Origin of the sequence: Achromobacter sp. NPDC058515 (assembly GCF_042721735.1) — a bacterium.
In the GTDB taxonomy this organism is placed as follows: Bacteria; Pseudomonadota; Gammaproteobacteria; order Burkholderiales; family Burkholderiaceae_B; genus Achromobacter.
Map to the genome: position 1 here is coordinate 328,261 of NZ_JBHXNI010000005.1, position 16,694 is coordinate 344,954.

Below are 16,694 nucleotides of genomic sequence, written 5' to 3' on the forward strand. Positions count from 1 at the left end.
TGCGCCTTCAGCACGTCCCGCACGATCGCCGGATCAGGCGACACCCCGCGTGCGCGACGATGTAGGCCGCGAGCTGGCGGTTGCCCTGCACTTTGACCTGCTGGTCACCGCGGCCCACAGTGCGCGCTTGACCAGTTCGAAGGTGGCGAGCGGAATGGCCTCGCCGCCGAAGGAAACCAGGCGCATCGACGGCGGCTTCCCATTGGGCAAGCTGCTGCAGGTAGGGCGGCGAAAAACCGGTGTTGATAGCGCCGCGGCGGTGCAGCGCCCCGCTGGTCTCCTCCGGTGCCCACAAGGCGTCGTCGCGCAGGATCGCGCAGCCGCAGCACAGCAGCGTGCTGATCCACCGCTCGTGGCCGCGTCGAACGCCATCGACAGGAAATGCAGCTCGCGCGTGTCCGCATCCATCTCGTACAGCCGGCATCTGGCCTCACATTGCATGTGCAAAGGCCCATGGGCCACGACCACGCCCTTGGGCAGGCCGGTGGAGCCGGGGGTATAGATCAGGCAGGCCAGGTTTTCAGAGTGGAGCGCCGTCTCGACGTCGTCCGATTTGGGCGTCTGCCCCGCCCAGCACCGTCACCACAGCGCCGGCACGCGCGCCTCTCGACCACTTGCTCCACCCGCCGGTAAGGCGCGCTGGTGGCGCGCTGGAAGATGTACCAGCGCAGATTGGCCTGCGTGCGCTGGCATAGGCGCATAAATAGCACGCTGGAGGTCGTTTGCGCCAGCACCATCAAGAGCGCCATGGCAGCGAATAGGGCCACGCCGCGTCCGCGCCCTTCGGGCAGCGTGCGCAGGGCGTTATTGATGGCCGATAGCAGGAAAACGCTGGCTGCGCCGTACGCCAGGCTGGCCAAGACTGCCGCCAGCAGCAAGCCGCGCGCCGCGGCCAAGAGCATCTTGAACATTCTCATAAGGGCATCCTCATCGCAGTGCGCGGCATTCCATGGTCACATATCTTTGGACGCCCCGGCTGGGTGGGAATTTAGTTGGAGCACCCTTTGCCACGGCCGGCCCCGCTACCGCTGCGCCGACCATCGGACGCTAATGCGCCATGCAGAAGCCCCGGTTGATAGCAAGCGCCCTGAATCGACCCAATCCTGCGCAAGTCAAGCTTGATCATTGGCTGAGAAGCACTGCCAGATTCGGATTGACGCTCAACGGACTTATCTCAAAGTTTCTGGAAAATGTGAAGTGAAGAACCCAATCTGCAAAGTGGGCGTCTCTTTCAGTACGCGAGACTGGGTCAGCCTGCTATGGCCGGGGTAGTGCGGAACCATTCGACTGCAGCCTCCACGAAGGACCTCAACTTGGCAGTCTTCTGTCGATCCGCGCGATAGACGAGACTCAAAGACCTAGACGGACCGTCGAAATGCTCCAAGACCCGGACTAGTTCGCCCCTGGCAACAAACTCTTGAAGGTTCTCCTTCGCGCCCATCACGATTCCAAAGCCGCCTACTGAAGCGGCTATCGATGCACGCATGTCATTCACGCGCAGGCGACCATCGATAGGCACCTTGAACGTCTGTCCGTCCCGGGTAAGTGTCCACTCGGTCTCATACCGCCGGTCCATGAAAAGGTAGCTGATGCACGTGTGGTTGAGCAGATCTTTCGGGGTGGCAAGGCATGCCTTTTCTGGCAATGTAGGCTGGCGATGCACACGCAATAAAGTTGTAGGGACGCAGTACACGAGACGTCAAGCTCCCCAGGGCTATCGGTGGCTCCCCAACTCTGAAAACGGCTTCAAAACTATCCTCGATCAGATCGACATACGTATCGGACAGTACTAGCTCGATGTCGATCAGCGGGTGCGTGGTCAGATAGCTCTGTATGAAAGCCATGAAGGCCGGCGCCCCGTAATTCTGCGGTGCGCTGACACGCAGTCTTCCTCTTGGCTGGCTCACGGCTTCGCTGACCATCGCATCAGCAGCCTCCGCCTCACCAATCACCAAGCGACAGCGCTCCAGGTACTGCTCGCCGAGCTCAGTTAGACCTTGCCTGCGGGTTGTGCGATTGATCAACCGCACAGCGTCGCGTTCGCCGCAATTATGAGCTTTGTGAAACAGGATTTACTGCGACCGGTCATCGACAGCGCGTTCGACTTGGAATCGTTCGACGATGCCTACAAACGTCTCCTCTCCCGCAAAGCAACAGGCACGATCCTGCTTCGCTTGTAACGCCTCTAAGGCTTCCCGATCTCATGCTCCCTACCTACGATCCCAAAACACTTCGCCTGCACTTTCCCCAATGGCAAGGTGGCAACAACGCTCCATATCATTTCGGCGCTCAACTATTAGCCTGGCTGGCACCAGCGGCTAACGGCCCAGTAGAAGACGTACAAGTGACGCTGCCCAGTGACGAACCGCTGCCGCTTGAGAACGGCATCGTTGGCCGGACCCAACTAATCGAACAGCAGTTATCAGCAAGAGAGTTGATCGACAAGCATCAACCTGACCGCATCGTCGTCCTGGGAGGAGACTGCCTGGTCGATCTTGCCCCTTTTGCCTATCTGAACGAACGCTACACCGGTGACTTAGCGGTCTTGTGGATAGACTCCCATCCTGATTTGCTGACACCGGCCCAGTTCCAGCATGCGCATGCCATGGTCTTGGGAAACTTGCTCGGCAACGGTGATCCTGACTTCATTCGGGCCGTGACGCGCCCCATCAAACCCGAGAACGCCATGTACGCGGGGCTGCACAGCCCTTCGGACTGGGAGGCTAGCGAGCTAAATCGCCTTGGCCTGCGAAATCTCGGTCCTGCTGCACTTGCTGAGCAAGGCAGTCAGCCAATTCTGGATTGGTTCAAGGCCACTGGCGCCAAACATCTCGCCATCCATCTTGATCTCGATGTCCTTGATCCCTCGCAGTTCAGGGCTTTGCTGTTCGCTAATCCTGACGCGCCGGCAGGCGCTTTCGAAGGAATTGCTCAAGGCAAGCTCCGGATCGAACAAGTGCTCCAAGTAATCGCCGACATTGCAAATGTCGGCGACGTAGTTGGTCTGGGCATCGCGGAACACCTGCCATGGGATGCAATTAAGCTGAAAGAGATGCTCGGCTCTTTACCGCTTCTCGGGCGCCGCGACCCACGTAGCCTCGCGCCAGCGCCTCTCCAATGGTGGTCAATGCCGCCACCCTAGCTGGAATTAGAGCGACGCTGGCCTCTTTAGTCGCAATAGAAAATCGGTCGGGAGGTGGTCTGACATGCCGTCCCGACCGCTTGGAAACAGGAGTTGTCGCTGCCACCGACTTTATTCCGCGCGACCGACTTTATTTCTCGTTTTTACGCCCTGCGACCAGGGTCGTGGCGGTGCAGGCTTGGTCCGCACGGCACTACAAACCTGAACGGAGGTCGGCATCTCCGATCGGCTCAAGTCATGTTCCGAGTACCGACTGCGACAAGCCGGGAGACGAGGTATTGGCGGAAAGGTGCCATCCAGCCTCGAAATTAGTCAGGCTGACTAGGTTTTTGGGTCCAGGATCTGTGACTCGGCAAGTGGAGGAGGCGCGGGGCGTAGCAGATAAATCCCTTTACGTGGCCACAGTCTCAAACTCGGCGTTGATCAAACCGATCATCAGCCGAGCAGGCGGTGAGAGGGGCGCATCAGTCCTGTGCACGGTCTGGAATTCTCTAATGATGTCGGGGTCAATGACGGGAGCGATGCAGAGGTTATGTTCTTGCGCATTGAAAATCGCTGGCATCACCGTCACGAAGGCAGAGCTTTGCACCAAACTGATCATGGTCGCAAGCTGGCCGACTTCTAGCTTCCAGGGTCGAGGGATTCCGTTTGCATGGAGTTCGCCGTCGATCTGTAGGCGCGTCGAGCTAAGCGGATGAAGCCCGATCACGGGAAGGCCGACCAAATCGCGCCAAGTGACCCGCTTGGAGGAAGGCTTGGACGGGTATCGCTTTGCATAAACCGAATGAAAGCGATATGCGGCTACCTTTTGCACGCTCAGCGACTCAGGAAACGGCACCGGAGTGGTGCCCCCAAACTCGACTTCGCCGTCCTGCACGAGTTTCGTCACGACTGCCGCATTCGCATCGCGAATGCTTATGTACGTACCTGGATACTCCGCATAGAACGCTGGCAGTAGCTTTGGAATGATCGAGTTACCCCTAAGTAAGGGGCTATGGACCTCCACCCCTAACTCTGCTCGTCATGGACATCGTGCAGGATCGAACATAGCTAGTGTTCCAACTCTGTCTTTGCAGGGTGGCTGTGACGATGGCAATAGAGGCGATCATCAATGATCGCATTCGATTCGTCCCGACCGTAAATTTTTTAGCTTTAGCTGCCGCTTTCGGCGGAGGCGCCTAGTCAATGCGTATTGAGACGGCGAGCTTCATCATTTCGCATTGAGTTTTGGTATCAAGTAGTGCAGCCCCATGGGACCAAAGCTCCAACATCCGCTTCAAAGCGCGCCTTGAGCTTATGGACCTAGGCGCTTGCGTAGAAAATTCAACGACGTCCGTGCCTACACCCATAAGGGCGTGTCGCAGCCGATCTCTCCAATGCGCTTGTTGTTGAAGGGGAACGGCGCAGCGGACGCCAAGTTGAGCAATCGCGTCGGAGGTTGGCCACCTGCGGGCTCCCGCGAGCGTCAGCGCCATTCCATCATAAGCATCACCGTTGCTTGTGCGTGGAGCATAAACGGCCATGCTAAGCATGTCATACACTGGCGAGAGTGCTGCCAGCCAGTTATCACCGTGAAGAAGTCCAAAGTTCTTCAGGTGCGCATCGCCGTTACGAATGACAGCGGCAAGTAGATACTGGCAAAAAAAGGCTTCTAGCGAAGAGGCTCGCGTATCTGGTGAGCAGAATCTTTCGATCGTTTTAACGACTGATTCGGCCGAACTGGAAAATTTGTCGGCCGCGTTCGCTTCCTGAAGGGCACACATATCTTCGAATGCAAGAGGATCTCCCTCTGCCGTTAAGTCAAAGCGGCGAACCATAAGTCTGGAGGCCTCGCCAGCAAGAACGACCTGCGGGACATCCAGCCCAAAGGCTTTGGCCAGACGCATTCCGAAGAATTCGATGATGACGATAGTTGGCCGATCGGCGTCGCCAAATTTGACGATCCACTGCTCCATAGTCTGCAAAGCAGTGTCTCGGACGGTGGATAGTAAGACCTTCAAAAAACCACCGGAAAGTCCTGGCCAAGTCTTCTTGTTATCAAGCGTCAGAGATTGGATCTCCGAGTCGGACAAGTTAAGTGCCGCGTCCAACGGTAACACCGCCGAATGACTCTTTTCAGCTTTAGAAAGCTGGGAGAGACGCTTACAGATCCAACCAAATTGAGGCCGACGGCGTTTAGCAGCGCCAGATCCTCCCAGCGATGATTCGTGCACCCCAGGCGCGAAATGAGCTCGCGACGGAACGCACCTTCAGGCAAGGAAACTTGAAGTGGGGGAGGCAATGAGTGCCACTCCGTGTTCCCTGATGGCACCAGCGGCGCAAGTAAATGAGCCCCTGGCGATAGGAATTTTTCAACGAATACTTGGTAGCGCCCCACCGCGCTCGGCCGGACTACACCGACCGGCATTCGGTTGACGAAGACTCGCGACGTTGTCATTAGTTGGATCCTGGCGCTAACAGGTCTTGCCGCTGCTCGGGAGCGACGGCCGGCTCACGCTCGACACTCCAACGTCGGCCATTTGTTGGTCGCAAGCCCATAGCCACTGCAAATGCCCTCGGGGTGGGGAGAGTGGCTTGGGGCCACCACCAGTCGTTCTGCCTTGCTTCGATCCCAGTTGTGAAGAACGTGCCTATGCATGCGCCAGGAATGTAGTCATCGTCAATCGGGACGCGCTGCCACTGGCGGAAATGAACTCTGATCGTACGACCGATGTTATGTCATGCGAATTTCACTTTCGACTGCCACTCTGTCTGTTCGGCGATATGGTAAATGCACAACCTGACGCCCGGGTCAAGAATCGCCGAAGAAGCTGACCGGCATTAGACTTCTAGCGCCCCGGCAACTTGTGCGCCACTGCTATGCCCACCGTACCATCTGGTAAGCGATACTTTCCGCCAGTCAGCCACGTTACCAATTCACCGCTGGCTAGGGTGCATACGAATTGACGCGAAGGGGCAGCATCGGGACCGAATTTTAGTACCATTCTGCGCTCCACGCGACAAGTCGAGCGATCAGGAAGTTTGAGGATTACATCAGACATTCTTGAGTCGATGGGCATAGTCAACTATTCCCGGAAGTCGAACGCGGCAAGATGCCGATTCAGCGCAGACTATTTTCGGGCGGCAATACATGTACGAATATCATCCATCCGACCGAAGCTGAATTTATCAGACAGTTCAGGGAACAGCGACATACGAGCCTTTTCGGCCTCTCGTTCGTGCTTTTGCCTTCCAAACTGTATATTTCGTTACCGAACGCCATAATGAAAGGACGTCGCAGCGAACACTCTGGCGGGTGCTGCCCTGCTTCTGGTATGGCCGTCCAACTCAATGTATGTCCAATCGGAAGTAGCAATTTGTCGTGAGTGCATTTAAAATGAAACGCAATCCGTACGTGAAAGCGGCGGAGGATAGATTAGATATTCGTGAGATTGAAATAGACCGTATCGAGGCAACTCAGCGATCTGTGCATGCGGCATCAGCGGGCGCAATTTAATGGAGCCTATGCTCATAGGCTTACCCTGGGGTTGATGCGTGACCTTTTCCCCTTCAAAAAAATTTGTGCAAGGAATTTGCCGTCGGTATATGGTCGATGCCTCTGACAGAGTGCGAGTTTCGATTCCGAGTTGAGCTGCGACATCTCTAAACGATTAAGGCCAGCTTTCAATTCTCCACATAACGCTCTATGCAGGGTATGAATGCCGAAACAGCCTCATTAAGGGGGGCTGGGCGGACTGATCTTTCGGGCTGGGTTGGTTTCAACTCCTCCCTTTGATCAATTTCCGACATGGCGATCACGACATAATCAGGGGTCGACGGTAGCCTGCGTCCCGGAGGCCCCGGAATCGCTGGCGCGCGCCCATCGTTATGGTAGACCCGCGCGACCCCTTGCTGCGACGATCTGCGATTCGCACGCGAAGATCCTTCGCGTGCGAGATTCGCAATCTCACAGCACGAACGCTATTCGCCCATCGCCGGATCGGTTATCGACGACTTGCCGGTCTCCACTCGGCCAGCGAATCGGCGCAGCCAAGATGGATCGTCCGCCAGACGCGTCGTAAAATCGTACCAAGCATAGCTGCCTGCCAGCGCCCAGTGCTGCTCTATCTGCCCGCCGGCTGGAACCGTGAACGACCAGCGCTCGTGGTTAGCGTAGTATGCATTGGGCGTGACTTCAAAAGTGCACGGTGCGGTGCCGCTATTGATAAAGGTGACGTAAATATCACCGTTGGCGATTTCGTAGCACACACGAACTTCAGCGTTTTGTTGCGCTGTCCGCGCGTGGTTCAGATCACCCGTGAAATGGCGATGAAAGCCGTTGGGACCCAACACCCACAGGTCGTACTTGCCGCCGTCAGCAGCAACATCCCAGCCGTCTTCCAATTGCTTGCCAGGTTCGACCGTGTAGCGCCGAGGCAGGCGATCCAGACGCAACCGGTTGTACACATGGAATACGGCAGCGGCGCGGCCGGTGTTGGAGAACACCAGTTCCTTGATGCCCTTGGTAGCATTGGCTCGGCCACTGGTGTGCAACTCGTAGGGCAGTGCGCGGGAATATCGCACACCCTTCTCCTGCATGGGCTTGGCCTGGCTGGACGGGGCCGGCACCGGCACGGCGGCAAGCGCCTGCTGCGCTGCGCGCTCACTGTCCGAACCTGTGCGGGTCAGAATATTCAGGTCCGGCAGCTTTTCGTTGTTGGGTGTTTCAAAGTTGAACACCGAGGTCAAATCACCCAGCACAGCACGCCGCCACGGACTGATGTTGTGTTCAATCACGCCGAAGCGCTTTTCCAGGAAGCGTAGCACCGAGGTGTGATCGAAGGCTTGGGAATTGACCCAGCCGCCGCGGGTCCACGGCGACACCACGTACATTGGAACGCGCGGGCCCGGGCCGTAGACCCGGTCATTTGGGGGATCCAGATCGGAGGCACGCGTGTGGCGATCCAGGTCGGTATTTATCGTGGACGCACCCGCCATGGAGCCGTCCGAGTTTAGGGATGGCGCAGCGGGCGGCGGTACGTGGTCAAAGAAGCCATCGTTCTCATCGAAGTTGATGATAAAGACTGTCTTGCTCCAGACGTCTGGATTGGCTGTCAGCGCATCAAGCGCTTCCTGAATGTACCAAGCCCCTTGAATCGGACTGGACGGACCCGGATGCTCGGAATACTCGGCAGGCGCTATGATCCACGACACCTGAGGCAGAGTGCCATTGATCACGTCGTCACGCAGCGTTTGCAGGAAGCCACCATCCGGCATCGTGTTGGCCGTACCTTTGTAGAGCGGGTTGGTCGCATCGGCTGCAGGCGTCCAGGCCGGATACGGCGAACCGTTGGCGCTGTTACCGGCCAATTCGTTGGCGCGCCGGTATTGTTTGAATCCGGCCAGGGGATTGTCGGTGAAGTTATCCGGCAGACTTTGGTACACCTTCCAGCTCACGCCGGCTGCCTGCAGGCGTTCAGGATATGTCGTCCAGGTCCAGCCTGTGGATGACGCACCCAATTCATCCCATTGGTTGCGGGTGGACGGGCCGAAACCCTGCGCCAGCGGATCATTCGTGCCGGTCCAGTGGAACAGCCGGTTGGTGTTGGTGCCTCCGTGCGTAGAGCAATGGTAGGCATCACACAGCGTAAACGCGTCCGCCAGCGCGAACTGAAACTCAACCTCCTTCTGCCGGTAGTAGCCCATAGAGTGGTTTTCCTTGTAGCTCGGCCATTGCTGCATGCGACCGCCGTCCCAAGCCATTTGCGCATCCACATAGTCATGGGGTGTGCCAGCTACACGCTGGGCATTGCCTTGCGTACTATCCAAATGATAAGGCATGACGATGCGCGTGCCATTGCTCTGCTCCCAGACCGAGCGATTCTCCGGCAGCGGAATGGTGAAGCGATCGCCAAAGCCGCGTGCCCCCCGATAGGTGCCGAAGTACATGTCGAACGAGCGGTTCTCCTGCATGAGGATAACCACATGCTCCACGTCATTGATGGTGCCAGTGCGGTTGTTAGCCGGAATGGCCAGCGCACGGCGAATGGCCGGCGGAAACATGGACACCGCAGTCAGGCCGGCGGCGGAAGCGGCGGCATTGCGCAGAAAGCGGCGCTTGCCGGCGTGGATAGGATCTTTATCGGACTTCACGAATGCTTTTCCTATGAATCTGAAGCAGGGGCGCCTCAAGGCGCGCAACGAAGTTCAGGTTTGGAGGGTGCCGGCATTGGAGTATCAGGCTGGCCTCCATTGGGCGGGACCCTGTTGTCGTCATCGCCATCGTCACCACCGCAAGCGGTCAACGTGGCGCTCAGCATCAACACCGCGCCCAGGCGCAGAAGACCACGCAGGGTCATGAACTTGCTCATAGTTCTTTATCCTTGGAACATCAGGGAAACAGTTCGGAGACAGACTTGCCGGACAGCGCCAGGGACTTAATTTCTTCCTCGGTCAAGGCGCGTGACCAATAGGCGAGGTCATCGAAGTACATCGTGTACGGACCTTTGCCATAGGAGCAGCACACGCCATAAGTGCCGGCGCCGTCTTCATTCAAACCGAAGTGCGGCCCGAGTACCCCTGCGACGAGGCCGAGGTCTACGGAGCCGGTTCCCTTGGTCGTACTCGAAAAGCCGCGCTCGCTGTCGTAGACGTAAGCCGTCGAAGTCTTAGCCGCCGAATCTATGGTCCAGGCGACATACACCGGCTTATTGGGCGTGAACTTGATTTCACTGATGTCGACTTCATGCTTACCGTCTGCCAGGTTGAAGTACAGCATTGCACCTCCACCTGTCCATTGCCCAATCATGATTCCGGGGTTGATCCACGCGTTATAGTCCTTGTTTCCGAAGACGGCCCGGTCAGTGGAGATGCCATCGGACTGAAACCAGAATCCGATGGTGAAGGCTGACGTCGCATTGAGCATTCCTGCGGGATAGTTCAGCTTGAAGCCTCCGACGGGTGATGCGCTGCGCATATTCTTGAACGTCTTGCCGAATACGCCGGGGTCCTCGAATGTCGGGGTCTGAACTCCGTCGAAAGGCGTGATGGATCCACCGCCAGCAGCTACATCCGTCAAGTTGCCTTCAAAAGGAAACAACATCGTCAGCCCCGTGCGCAGCGAGGCGAGCAGAGGTGGCGGTTTGAAGTAGTTCACGGTGGTACTCGCAGCGCTGACCACCGACCCCATAGAGACGCTATAGGTCACCGTATGTACACCGCCGGTGTCGAAGGCTAGGTCTTTATCTATGTATTCGGTGGCCGTGCCCGGTAGGCGCGCGATCTCCACACCATTGCGGCCGACGACGATTTCTCCGGCCGGCTCACCCACACGTAACCAGCTCAGCGTCACACTCCGATTGTCCGTAGCTGTGCGAGCTGCGGTACGGCGCAATGCCAATGGTTCGAACAGTGATGCACCCGCCATGTCGTAAGCCGCAGCAACGGGCGACGCACCAAGGTGATCTAGCAGAGTAGGCGCCAAGTCAGCGCCGCTCGGCAGCGCGTACCATTTACTGTCCCATACCCCATCCAACGCTGCGTCATCGGCTCTGCCTCCGAGCAAATTCGGTCGACTCGACGCCAGAAAGATGGTCTTGGTTGACGACAGTGGGCTACCATCGATAGCACCAGCTTTGCCCAAACCATGGCTGGAGGCAACTATCACCATCCAGTTCTCGTTGGGATGTTCTGCCTTGCGGTCGGCAATCTGCGTAGTCAACGCACCAATGGTCGCATCGGCTTGGCGAATGGATGCGTCATACGACGAACCATAGCCGACCTCGGAAGCAATGCGCGCGGGAGCTCCGAACTGCGCCACCACGACGTCATAACCCTCCGCGATGCGGTCGCGCGCCTGAGATGCGACGCAATCATCCTGACCTGCGCAATCTGTCAAGGTTTGCAGATACCCGGCATCGCGATCTGCGTTCAACAGATTTGCCAGTAAGGTCGAATTGAAGGCGGCGGCCGTGCGCGCGTCAGGTAGCGCAGCTTTGACGCGCTGGAACAACGTGGGCGAGGCAAGTGCCTGATCACCGCTGTTGAAGCGAATACCGTGCTGGTCGGCCCATTGCCCCGTCAGCAATGTCGCCCAGCTTGGCGCGGGTAACGTAGGTTGCTGCGTCGTACTCCCCGTCATGCCGCCAGTCCAGGCGCGGGTCGCAGTCAGTTGGCCGATATTCGGCAAGCTTTTGTCGGACAAACCGCGCATCATCCCATCGTAGGTCAGGCCATCTATACCAATGAACACGACCTTGTCGACGCTGGGTTGGCCGGATTCGGTGGTGGGCGGCTGCGTCGGTGGAACCACAGCGCCGTCGTCGTCATCTTCGCTACCTCCGCAGCCTACCAATGCGCTAGTGGCCAACAGCGTGGCGCACCATCTTCTCAAACTTAATGACTGCATTAACATATTCTCTCTTTCGGTGAGTTCGGTCTTATGTCAGCCGACAGAGTGGCAGTCGAAAGTGAAATTTAGGTGAAACTAAACGGAAGAATCTTGATCCTAGAATCAGAATTTGTTTCCATTCGACGCGAAGTGATCATCGAAATTACTCGAAAGCAACAATGATCGTGCGCTAGTACATGACTAGGTAGCCGCGATTTCGCGGCCATCAGGAAACGTCGCTACTATCAGTTATCAGGTTCGGGAGGTGGGCAGAACGCCGCTCTCGCGATCTCGATGTGCGCTGCAATTACTGGAATGCTGGGAAGCAGCGTTAGTGTTGATACGGGACAATTCAGGTAGCATCGGGAACCATAGGACAAACGGTTAGGACCCAATGATGAAGATCGGTCAGATTTCGACTGCGCTGAAAAGTTTCTGCTAAAATTATGTAAGATAGATTCCCTCAGAAGCCTATCCCAAGAAGCCCGCCACGCGAATGCTGGCGGGTTTCTTGCATTCCGAACTAGAGTTGCGTCCGGCGGAGTTCGGCAGACGGGTAGAGGTAAGCCTCAATGTCGTTGGCGCGAGCCGTTTCAACGAGCGAGTGTAGATTGGTGCTGGCAGCCTGCGCACTGACGGCGGCGTAGATCGGGCGCAGAGCTGCGGCCACGGTCTAGTGATCCTTCCATCCCGCGTAATCTAAACAGTTGGGGATCAGATGCACGATGCGCGTCTGCACGGTCGTGCGCGGGATGGTTGTGCCGATGGTATCGGCTAGGCCCTTCAGGTCGTCGACCACGGTGATCAGGATGTCTTGGCAGGCGATTGTCTCGGCCATGACCCCGTCGGTGACCGAGCTGATGAAGTCAGGCGAAATCTCGGTGCCGTAGCTCTCTGACAGGAACGCCTGGATCTCGCGTACGCTCATGCCTCGGGCGTGTATGGCGATGATCCGGTCATCGAACCCGGTGAAGCGCCGTTTGTGTTTGGGGATCGGGATCGAGACGAAGGAGCCGTCCCGGTAGCGGAGAAGCTCGGCGCGCACAGGGTCACGTTCGGTAAGCAGCGTGTTGCGGCTGGCGCCGTTGCGCTCTTTGACCTGGCCTTCGGGCTTGTCTTCACTTGGCCGAGATCCTAAGAGCAGGTTCATCTCCGCGGCCATCGTCCGCTTGATCAATGTCTTCTGGAACGACGGGAACAAGTCTTAAACCTCGCTGGGCGTCATCGGTCCTTTAGCCAGGTGACCCAGCAACTCGGCCGGAGCGACCGCTGTGCGCTCCTTCTTCATCGGCAATCCATGATCTTCATTCTTCGTGATAAGCCCCGCACACAGAATCCTGGGCAGGTCCCCCTAAGGTGCCGCGTCGTCTTTAGCAAGGCAGATCCGGACACCACCTTATGACACGCCTTGCGCGGATACGACTTTCGCCGCTGGAAAGTGCTCGCTTTCATTCGGTCAGTCATTATTGGTAGAGGCAATCGAGTAGTCTATTGACGGCCCTGTCAATAAACTCGCTTGGCAGGAGAGGGCGCGCGAGCTATAAGAATTGCCTTAACCGCGACGCTTTATTACATCATCAAATACTCAATTCAGAATTTACTTATCCTGCAGCCCATCCACGTAGGCGGCGAATAGCTCTTTGATCGTGGTGCCGTGTCTGGCGACGTACATCTTGAGCTTTGCGTGTTGCTCGGCCGTCAGGTCGAAATTGACGCGCTTGGTTTCCGGAGTGTCGGCCAAGCTGGCTAGGGTCGCGGTCTTGGCCATCTTCGAGCTGGGGCGACCAGCGCTGAAGGTTCCCTTTGTACTCATTTACTCAATTCCCCCAATTAGTTTTTTCTTAATCTCGGCCAGCGGGGCGCGCACCTCGGCCGCACCATCGCCGTCTGGCTCCGTGTCCAGGATCGTCTGCCGGCTGCGGCGCTGGCGGCGTAGCTTACTCGCTGCGTAATGCGGGCTGCAGGCACCGGCAGGCCGTAACCAGTGAGAGCGTCGGTAACCTCGGTCCCTATCCGTGTGACTTTGGATGGCCTTCGACACCACAAACGCGGTCTGGAGCTTGCCGTCGGTTAGATCAATGCGCCGTTTCACCGGGTCCACAAGGTCACTCGTTGCGCAAATTTCATATGGCGAAGATTGAACCGGAATCAAGATCAAAGACGCGGCTTTGATGGCGGATACAGCCGGGTCGGCGGCCTGGGGCGCGCCGCCGATCGCAGCGTAGTCCTTGCTGACCACGTTCTTTAGCTCTCGATCGATGATGGGCCGGTCGATGCCGACAACCATAAACGGCTGGCTTTCACGCACGACTGCCCGGTCGCGGGCGCTGCCCTACGGGTCGGAATCCACTAGGAGTACGTCGGCTCCGTTCAATAACAGGGCCAAGGGGGAGGATGGTCCTCTTGCCCGACCCGCCTTTCTGCTTCAGCACGGTGATTATCTGCATTTTTCCCGCATGATAAAATGAGTAAATACTTAAACACTCATTTAAGTATAGCCTCAAATATTCATTTTGCAAATAAAAAGTGACAGAACATCTTCCGCCTTTAAGTCCACCTTTAACAACTGCAACCAACGTTCTCAAGCCTGAAACCCTGCTGACCTTGCGCCGCGTGCCCCTCTATTCGTTGAGGGGCTATCGAATTCTCGACCGCTGGGCACAAAAAAGCCCTGACGCTTTGCGCCACCTGGACGAGTCGGGCGAGCTTGTCTTGTTCATTCGCCTGCTGAAACAACAACGTCTTGAACAACGGGCCGTAGACCAGCAACCTGAGCTCTCTGAGCAAGAAGCCCTGGATTTGGCTAACGTACAAACCGAATTGGAATAAAAAGGCACAGGACTTAAACTGGGTCGCACGCACTGATATGTTCGCCGGTGCTCATCGCACCCAATCATCGCCGTTGCCCTGTTCCCCCAAGCTTGCGTCTGAAGACGGTTTCCGGAGTTGTTGGGGGAGCATTTACTGGGTGACCCTAACCCAGTTTTTAGTACCGATCTAAATTAGAGAAATCCGGCATGTTTCACCATATGGAATAGGAGCCATGCCGTGAAGAGATCGAAATACACCGAAGAGCAAATCGCCTTTGCGCTGAAGCAGGCCGAACTGGGAACGGCCGTACCCGAGGTCTGCCGCAAGATGGGGGTGAGCGAAGCCACCTTCTACAACTGGAAGAAGAAATTCGGGGGCTTGGTCCCTCGGAGCTGCGACGACTGCGCCAGCTTGAAGAGGAATGCAATCGCCTCAAGCGGCTGGTCGCAGACCTGTCGCTGGACAAGGCGATGTTGCAGGACGTACTGGCAAAAAAGCTCTGAAGCCTTCGCGACGGCGTCTACTGGTGGACGATCTGATGAAGCGCTACGGCGTAGGCGTGACCAAAGCGTGTGCCGTAGTGATGATTTCCCGATCGTTGTATCGCTACGAATCGTGCCGACGCGATAGTGGCGCCCTGGTCATGCGAATCCACGAGATCGCACATACCCGGGTGCACTACGGATATCGGCGCGTCCACGTGATGCTGCGTCGTGAAGGCTATCGAGACAATCACAAAAGGGTATACCGCTTGTATCGCGAGCAAGGCTTGTCGTTGCGGCACAAGCGCCCCAAGTGCAATAAGTCCGCGCAACGTCGCCAACCCAAAGCGGTCGCGCAAGCCATTAATGACATCTGGAGCATGGACTTCGTCATGGACCAATTGTTCGATGGTCGCCGCCTGCGTGCGTTGACTCTGGTCGACAATTACACCAGAGAATGTCTGGCCATCGACATTGGGCAAAACCTGCGGGGTGACGATGTGGTGGCGACGCTCACGCGCGTATGCGCAATGCGCGGCTTGCCGCGCGTCATCAAGACCGATAACAGCAGCGAGTTCATCTCCAAAGCAATGGACAAATGGGCATACGAAAACGGGGTGGAAATAGACTTCAGCCGGCCCGGCAAGCCGACGGACAATGCACAGTGCGAATCCTTCAATGGCCGCTTCCGTCAGGAATGCCTGAACAGTCACTGGTTCTTGTCATTTGCCGATGCCAAGGAGAAAATCGACGCCTGGCGGACGTACTATAACGAGGTTCGTCCCCACTCCGCGCTGAAGTGGCAGGCACCTGCCGAATACGCGCGCCAGCATTTGGCCGAAGGCCAAAATGCCAACCTCAATGAGCCGGAAATCTCTACTTCTGATCCGGACTAATTCGGGGTTAGGGTCAGGCCATGGAAAAGCACATAATTGACGAGGGGCTGAAATGGGGAACAGTAAAGCAGATAAAGTTCCGCTCACCGAAAGGCGTCGGCACCTCGTCAGAATGGCGAGTGTGCTTCAAGTACCTGACGCGCACATCGTCGGAACGGTTTCCTGCCGAGGGCATGCCGTTCGCCGCCGTACTCAAGATCGTTGACCCAGACTCCGCTCTGCCTGTTTATCAAGATATGAAGATCGGGTTAGGTCAGCGCAATATCCCTTATCAACGACGTGAGTGCGACCGTTCGACAACAAGTGCAAGCACGAGGCCGTTGTGATCAAGGCAACGGATCGCCGCTCGGCGGCGATCCGTCCCACAACCTCTTCTCGGATTGACGGCTCACGCGGATACGAGCCTGCTTTTGCTACCCGGCAGTTCGTGCTAGAGCTCCGGATACCGCTTGCGACCCGCCTTGCGCAGGTACAGCATTTCGCTGTCGGGAAGTGCTCGATCTCATCCGGTCTGTCACTTCGATATCCAGCAATATACTAGATCCAATGCATCTAGGGAAAAGTCCGGAGCAGCTAATTGTGGGGAAATGTCGATCGCCCTCTATTTATGATGTGAGTTAGGTTCTAGATGAGATGCACACGGGGGCTGACGATCGCTAGAGGGTACAACCTATCAATGCTAGCGTAGGCGAACGCGTAGGCTTGACGCTTGCCGGTATGGACATGTGATGAAGGCGTAAAGGCCCATAAATTCAATGAGTTATGGGGTGTCCATAGGTGCTCAAGTTTAGGGTTCTTGTTATCCAACGGATGCGACCGTGCCAAATGACAATGTGCGCCCCTCCCCCTTTGCGGACCTGGCAGCCTCAGCCATCGAATTGTCGAGTGAGCTGATCGCTGCGTAAGCTCCCCCTTCAGGTAGGCACCAGCCGGTAGAATTTCGGAGCCTCCATGAGTCGGAGACTCCCTTGAAGAAAAGCAGATTTACAGAGAGC

12 protein-coding genes and 3 pseudogenes are annotated in these 16,694 nt (G+C 56.9%); 4 read left to right on the forward strand and 11 right to left on the reverse strand.

Annotation, left to right across the window (positions count from 1 at the left end; all coding sequences use genetic code 11):
* Nucleotides 1-33: 33 nt before the first annotated feature.
* The 3 genes and pseudogenes from ACFWP0_RS12260 to ACFWP0_RS12270 form a co-directional block, all read right to left on the reverse strand.
* On the reverse strand, nucleotides 34-516 hold the full coding sequence (locus tag ACFWP0_RS12260) for an AMP-binding protein (protein ID WP_377842351.1): 483 nt from the start codon (nucleotides 514-516) through the stop codon (nucleotides 34-36).
* Nucleotides 504-917 carry a hypothetical protein gene (locus tag ACFWP0_RS12265; protein WP_377842315.1) on the reverse strand — a complete coding sequence of 138 codons (414 nt, stop codon included), beginning with the start codon at nucleotides 915-917 and terminating at the stop codon, nucleotides 504-506. The genes ACFWP0_RS12260 and ACFWP0_RS12265 overlap by 13 nt, the downstream gene beginning before the upstream one ends.
* A gap of 332 nt (nucleotides 918-1,249) precedes the next feature.
* Nucleotides 1,250-1,922, reverse strand: a pseudogene (locus ACFWP0_RS12270) (LysR substrate-binding domain-containing protein).
* Nucleotides 1,923-2,203: 281 nt separating this feature from the next.
* Here ACFWP0_RS12270 and ACFWP0_RS12275 point away from each other — a divergent pair.
* Complete coding sequence (locus ACFWP0_RS12275) at nucleotides 2,204-3,142, forward strand: arginase family protein (protein ID WP_377842317.1); 939 nt, start codon at nucleotides 2,204-2,206, stop codon at nucleotides 3,140-3,142.
* A gap of 391 nt (nucleotides 3,143-3,533) precedes the next feature.
* Here the strand turns inward: ACFWP0_RS12275 and ACFWP0_RS12280 are convergent, their stop codons facing one another.
* From ACFWP0_RS12280 to ACFWP0_RS12315, 8 genes and pseudogenes are all read right to left on the reverse strand, one after another.
* Nucleotides 3,534-4,148, reverse strand: coding sequence for a LysR substrate-binding domain-containing protein (locus ACFWP0_RS12280; protein ID WP_377842318.1), 615 nt, complete (start codon nucleotides 4,146-4,148; stop codon nucleotides 3,534-3,536).
* Nucleotides 4,149-4,320: 172 nt separating this feature from the next.
* Nucleotides 4,321-5,214, reverse strand: a complete 894-nt coding sequence (locus tag ACFWP0_RS12285; RefSeq protein ID WP_377842320.1) for a HipA domain-containing protein — start codon at nucleotides 5,212-5,214, stop codon at nucleotides 4,321-4,323.
* The gene (locus ACFWP0_RS12290) at nucleotides 5,187-5,579 is read right to left on the reverse strand and encodes a HipA N-terminal domain-containing protein (protein WP_377842321.1); all 393 of its coding nucleotides are present in this window, start codon (nucleotides 5,577-5,579) and stop codon (nucleotides 5,187-5,189) included. Before ACFWP0_RS12290 ends, ACFWP0_RS12285 begins: the two co-directional genes overlap by 28 nt.
* Nucleotides 5,580-7,102: 1,523 nt before the next feature.
* On the reverse strand, nucleotides 7,103-9,274 hold the full coding sequence (locus tag ACFWP0_RS12295; RefSeq protein WP_377842322.1) for a phosphocholine-specific phospholipase C: 2,172 nt from the start codon (nucleotides 9,272-9,274) through the stop codon (nucleotides 7,103-7,105).
* Nucleotides 9,275-9,512: 238 nt separating this feature from the next.
* On the reverse strand, nucleotides 9,513-11,534 hold the full coding sequence (locus tag ACFWP0_RS12300; protein WP_377842324.1) for an alkaline phosphatase family protein: 2,022 nt from the start codon (nucleotides 11,532-11,534) through the stop codon (nucleotides 9,513-9,515).
* A gap of 568 nt (nucleotides 11,535-12,102) precedes the next feature.
* Nucleotides 12,103-12,798: pseudogene (locus ACFWP0_RS12305) on the reverse strand (transposase); the annotation flags it as partial.
* Nucleotides 12,799-13,107: 309 nt separating this feature from the next.
* Nucleotides 13,108-13,278 (reverse strand): plasmid partition protein ParG, encoded by a 171-nt coding sequence (locus tag ACFWP0_RS12310; protein WP_377842325.1) that lies wholly within the window; start codon nucleotides 13,276-13,278, stop codon nucleotides 13,108-13,110.
* Nucleotides 13,279-13,323: 45 nt separating this feature from the next.
* Nucleotides 13,324-13,818, reverse strand: coding sequence for a peptide transporter (locus ACFWP0_RS12315; RefSeq protein WP_377842327.1), 495 nt, complete (start codon nucleotides 13,816-13,818; stop codon nucleotides 13,324-13,326).
* A 218-nt stretch (nucleotides 13,819-14,036) separates the two neighbouring features.
* Between ACFWP0_RS12315 and ACFWP0_RS12320 the strand changes: the two genes are divergently transcribed.
* The 3 genes and pseudogenes from ACFWP0_RS12320 to ACFWP0_RS12330 all read left to right on the forward strand — a co-directional run bounded on the left by ACFWP0_RS12320 (nucleotide 14,037) and on the right by ACFWP0_RS12330 (nucleotide 16,025).
* Nucleotides 14,037-14,339 carry a hypothetical protein gene (locus tag ACFWP0_RS12320; protein ID WP_377842328.1) on the forward strand — a complete coding sequence of 101 codons (303 nt, stop codon included), beginning with the start codon at nucleotides 14,037-14,039 and terminating at the stop codon, nucleotides 14,337-14,339.
* A gap of 219 nt (nucleotides 14,340-14,558) precedes the next feature.
* A pseudogene (locus ACFWP0_RS12325) lies at nucleotides 14,559-15,699 on the forward strand (IS3 family transposase).
* 20 nt (nucleotides 15,700-15,719) lie between these two features.
* Complete coding sequence (locus tag ACFWP0_RS12330; RefSeq protein WP_377842330.1) at nucleotides 15,720-16,025, forward strand: hypothetical protein; 306 nt, start codon at nucleotides 15,720-15,722, stop codon at nucleotides 16,023-16,025.
* Nucleotides 16,026-16,694: the final 669 nt, after the last annotated feature.

Bases quoted from the DNA above. Each gene is read 5' to 3' on its own strand.
- ACFWP0_RS12265 (WP_377842315.1), bottom strand. From the start codon at position 917: ATGAGAATGTTCAAGATGCTCTTGGCCGCGGCGCGCGGCTTGCTGCTG.
- ACFWP0_RS12310 (WP_377842325.1), bottom strand. From the start codon at position 13,278: ATGGCCAAGACCGCGACCCTAGCCAGCTTGGCCGACACTCCGGAAACC.
- ACFWP0_RS12275 (WP_377842317.1), top strand. From the start codon at position 2,204: ATGCTCCCTACCTACGATCCCAAAACACTTCGCCTGCACTTTCCCCAA.
- ACFWP0_RS12330 (WP_377842330.1), top strand. From the start codon at position 15,720: ATGGAAAAGCACATAATTGACGAGGGGCTGAAATGGGGAACAGTAAAG.
- ACFWP0_RS12290 (WP_377842321.1), bottom strand. From the start codon at position 5,579: ATGACAACGTCGCGAGTCTTCGTCAACCGAATGCCGGTCGGTGTAGTC.
- ACFWP0_RS12300 (WP_377842324.1), bottom strand. From the start codon at position 11,534: ATGTTAATGCAGTCATTAAGTTTGAGAAGATGGTGCGCCACGCTGTTG.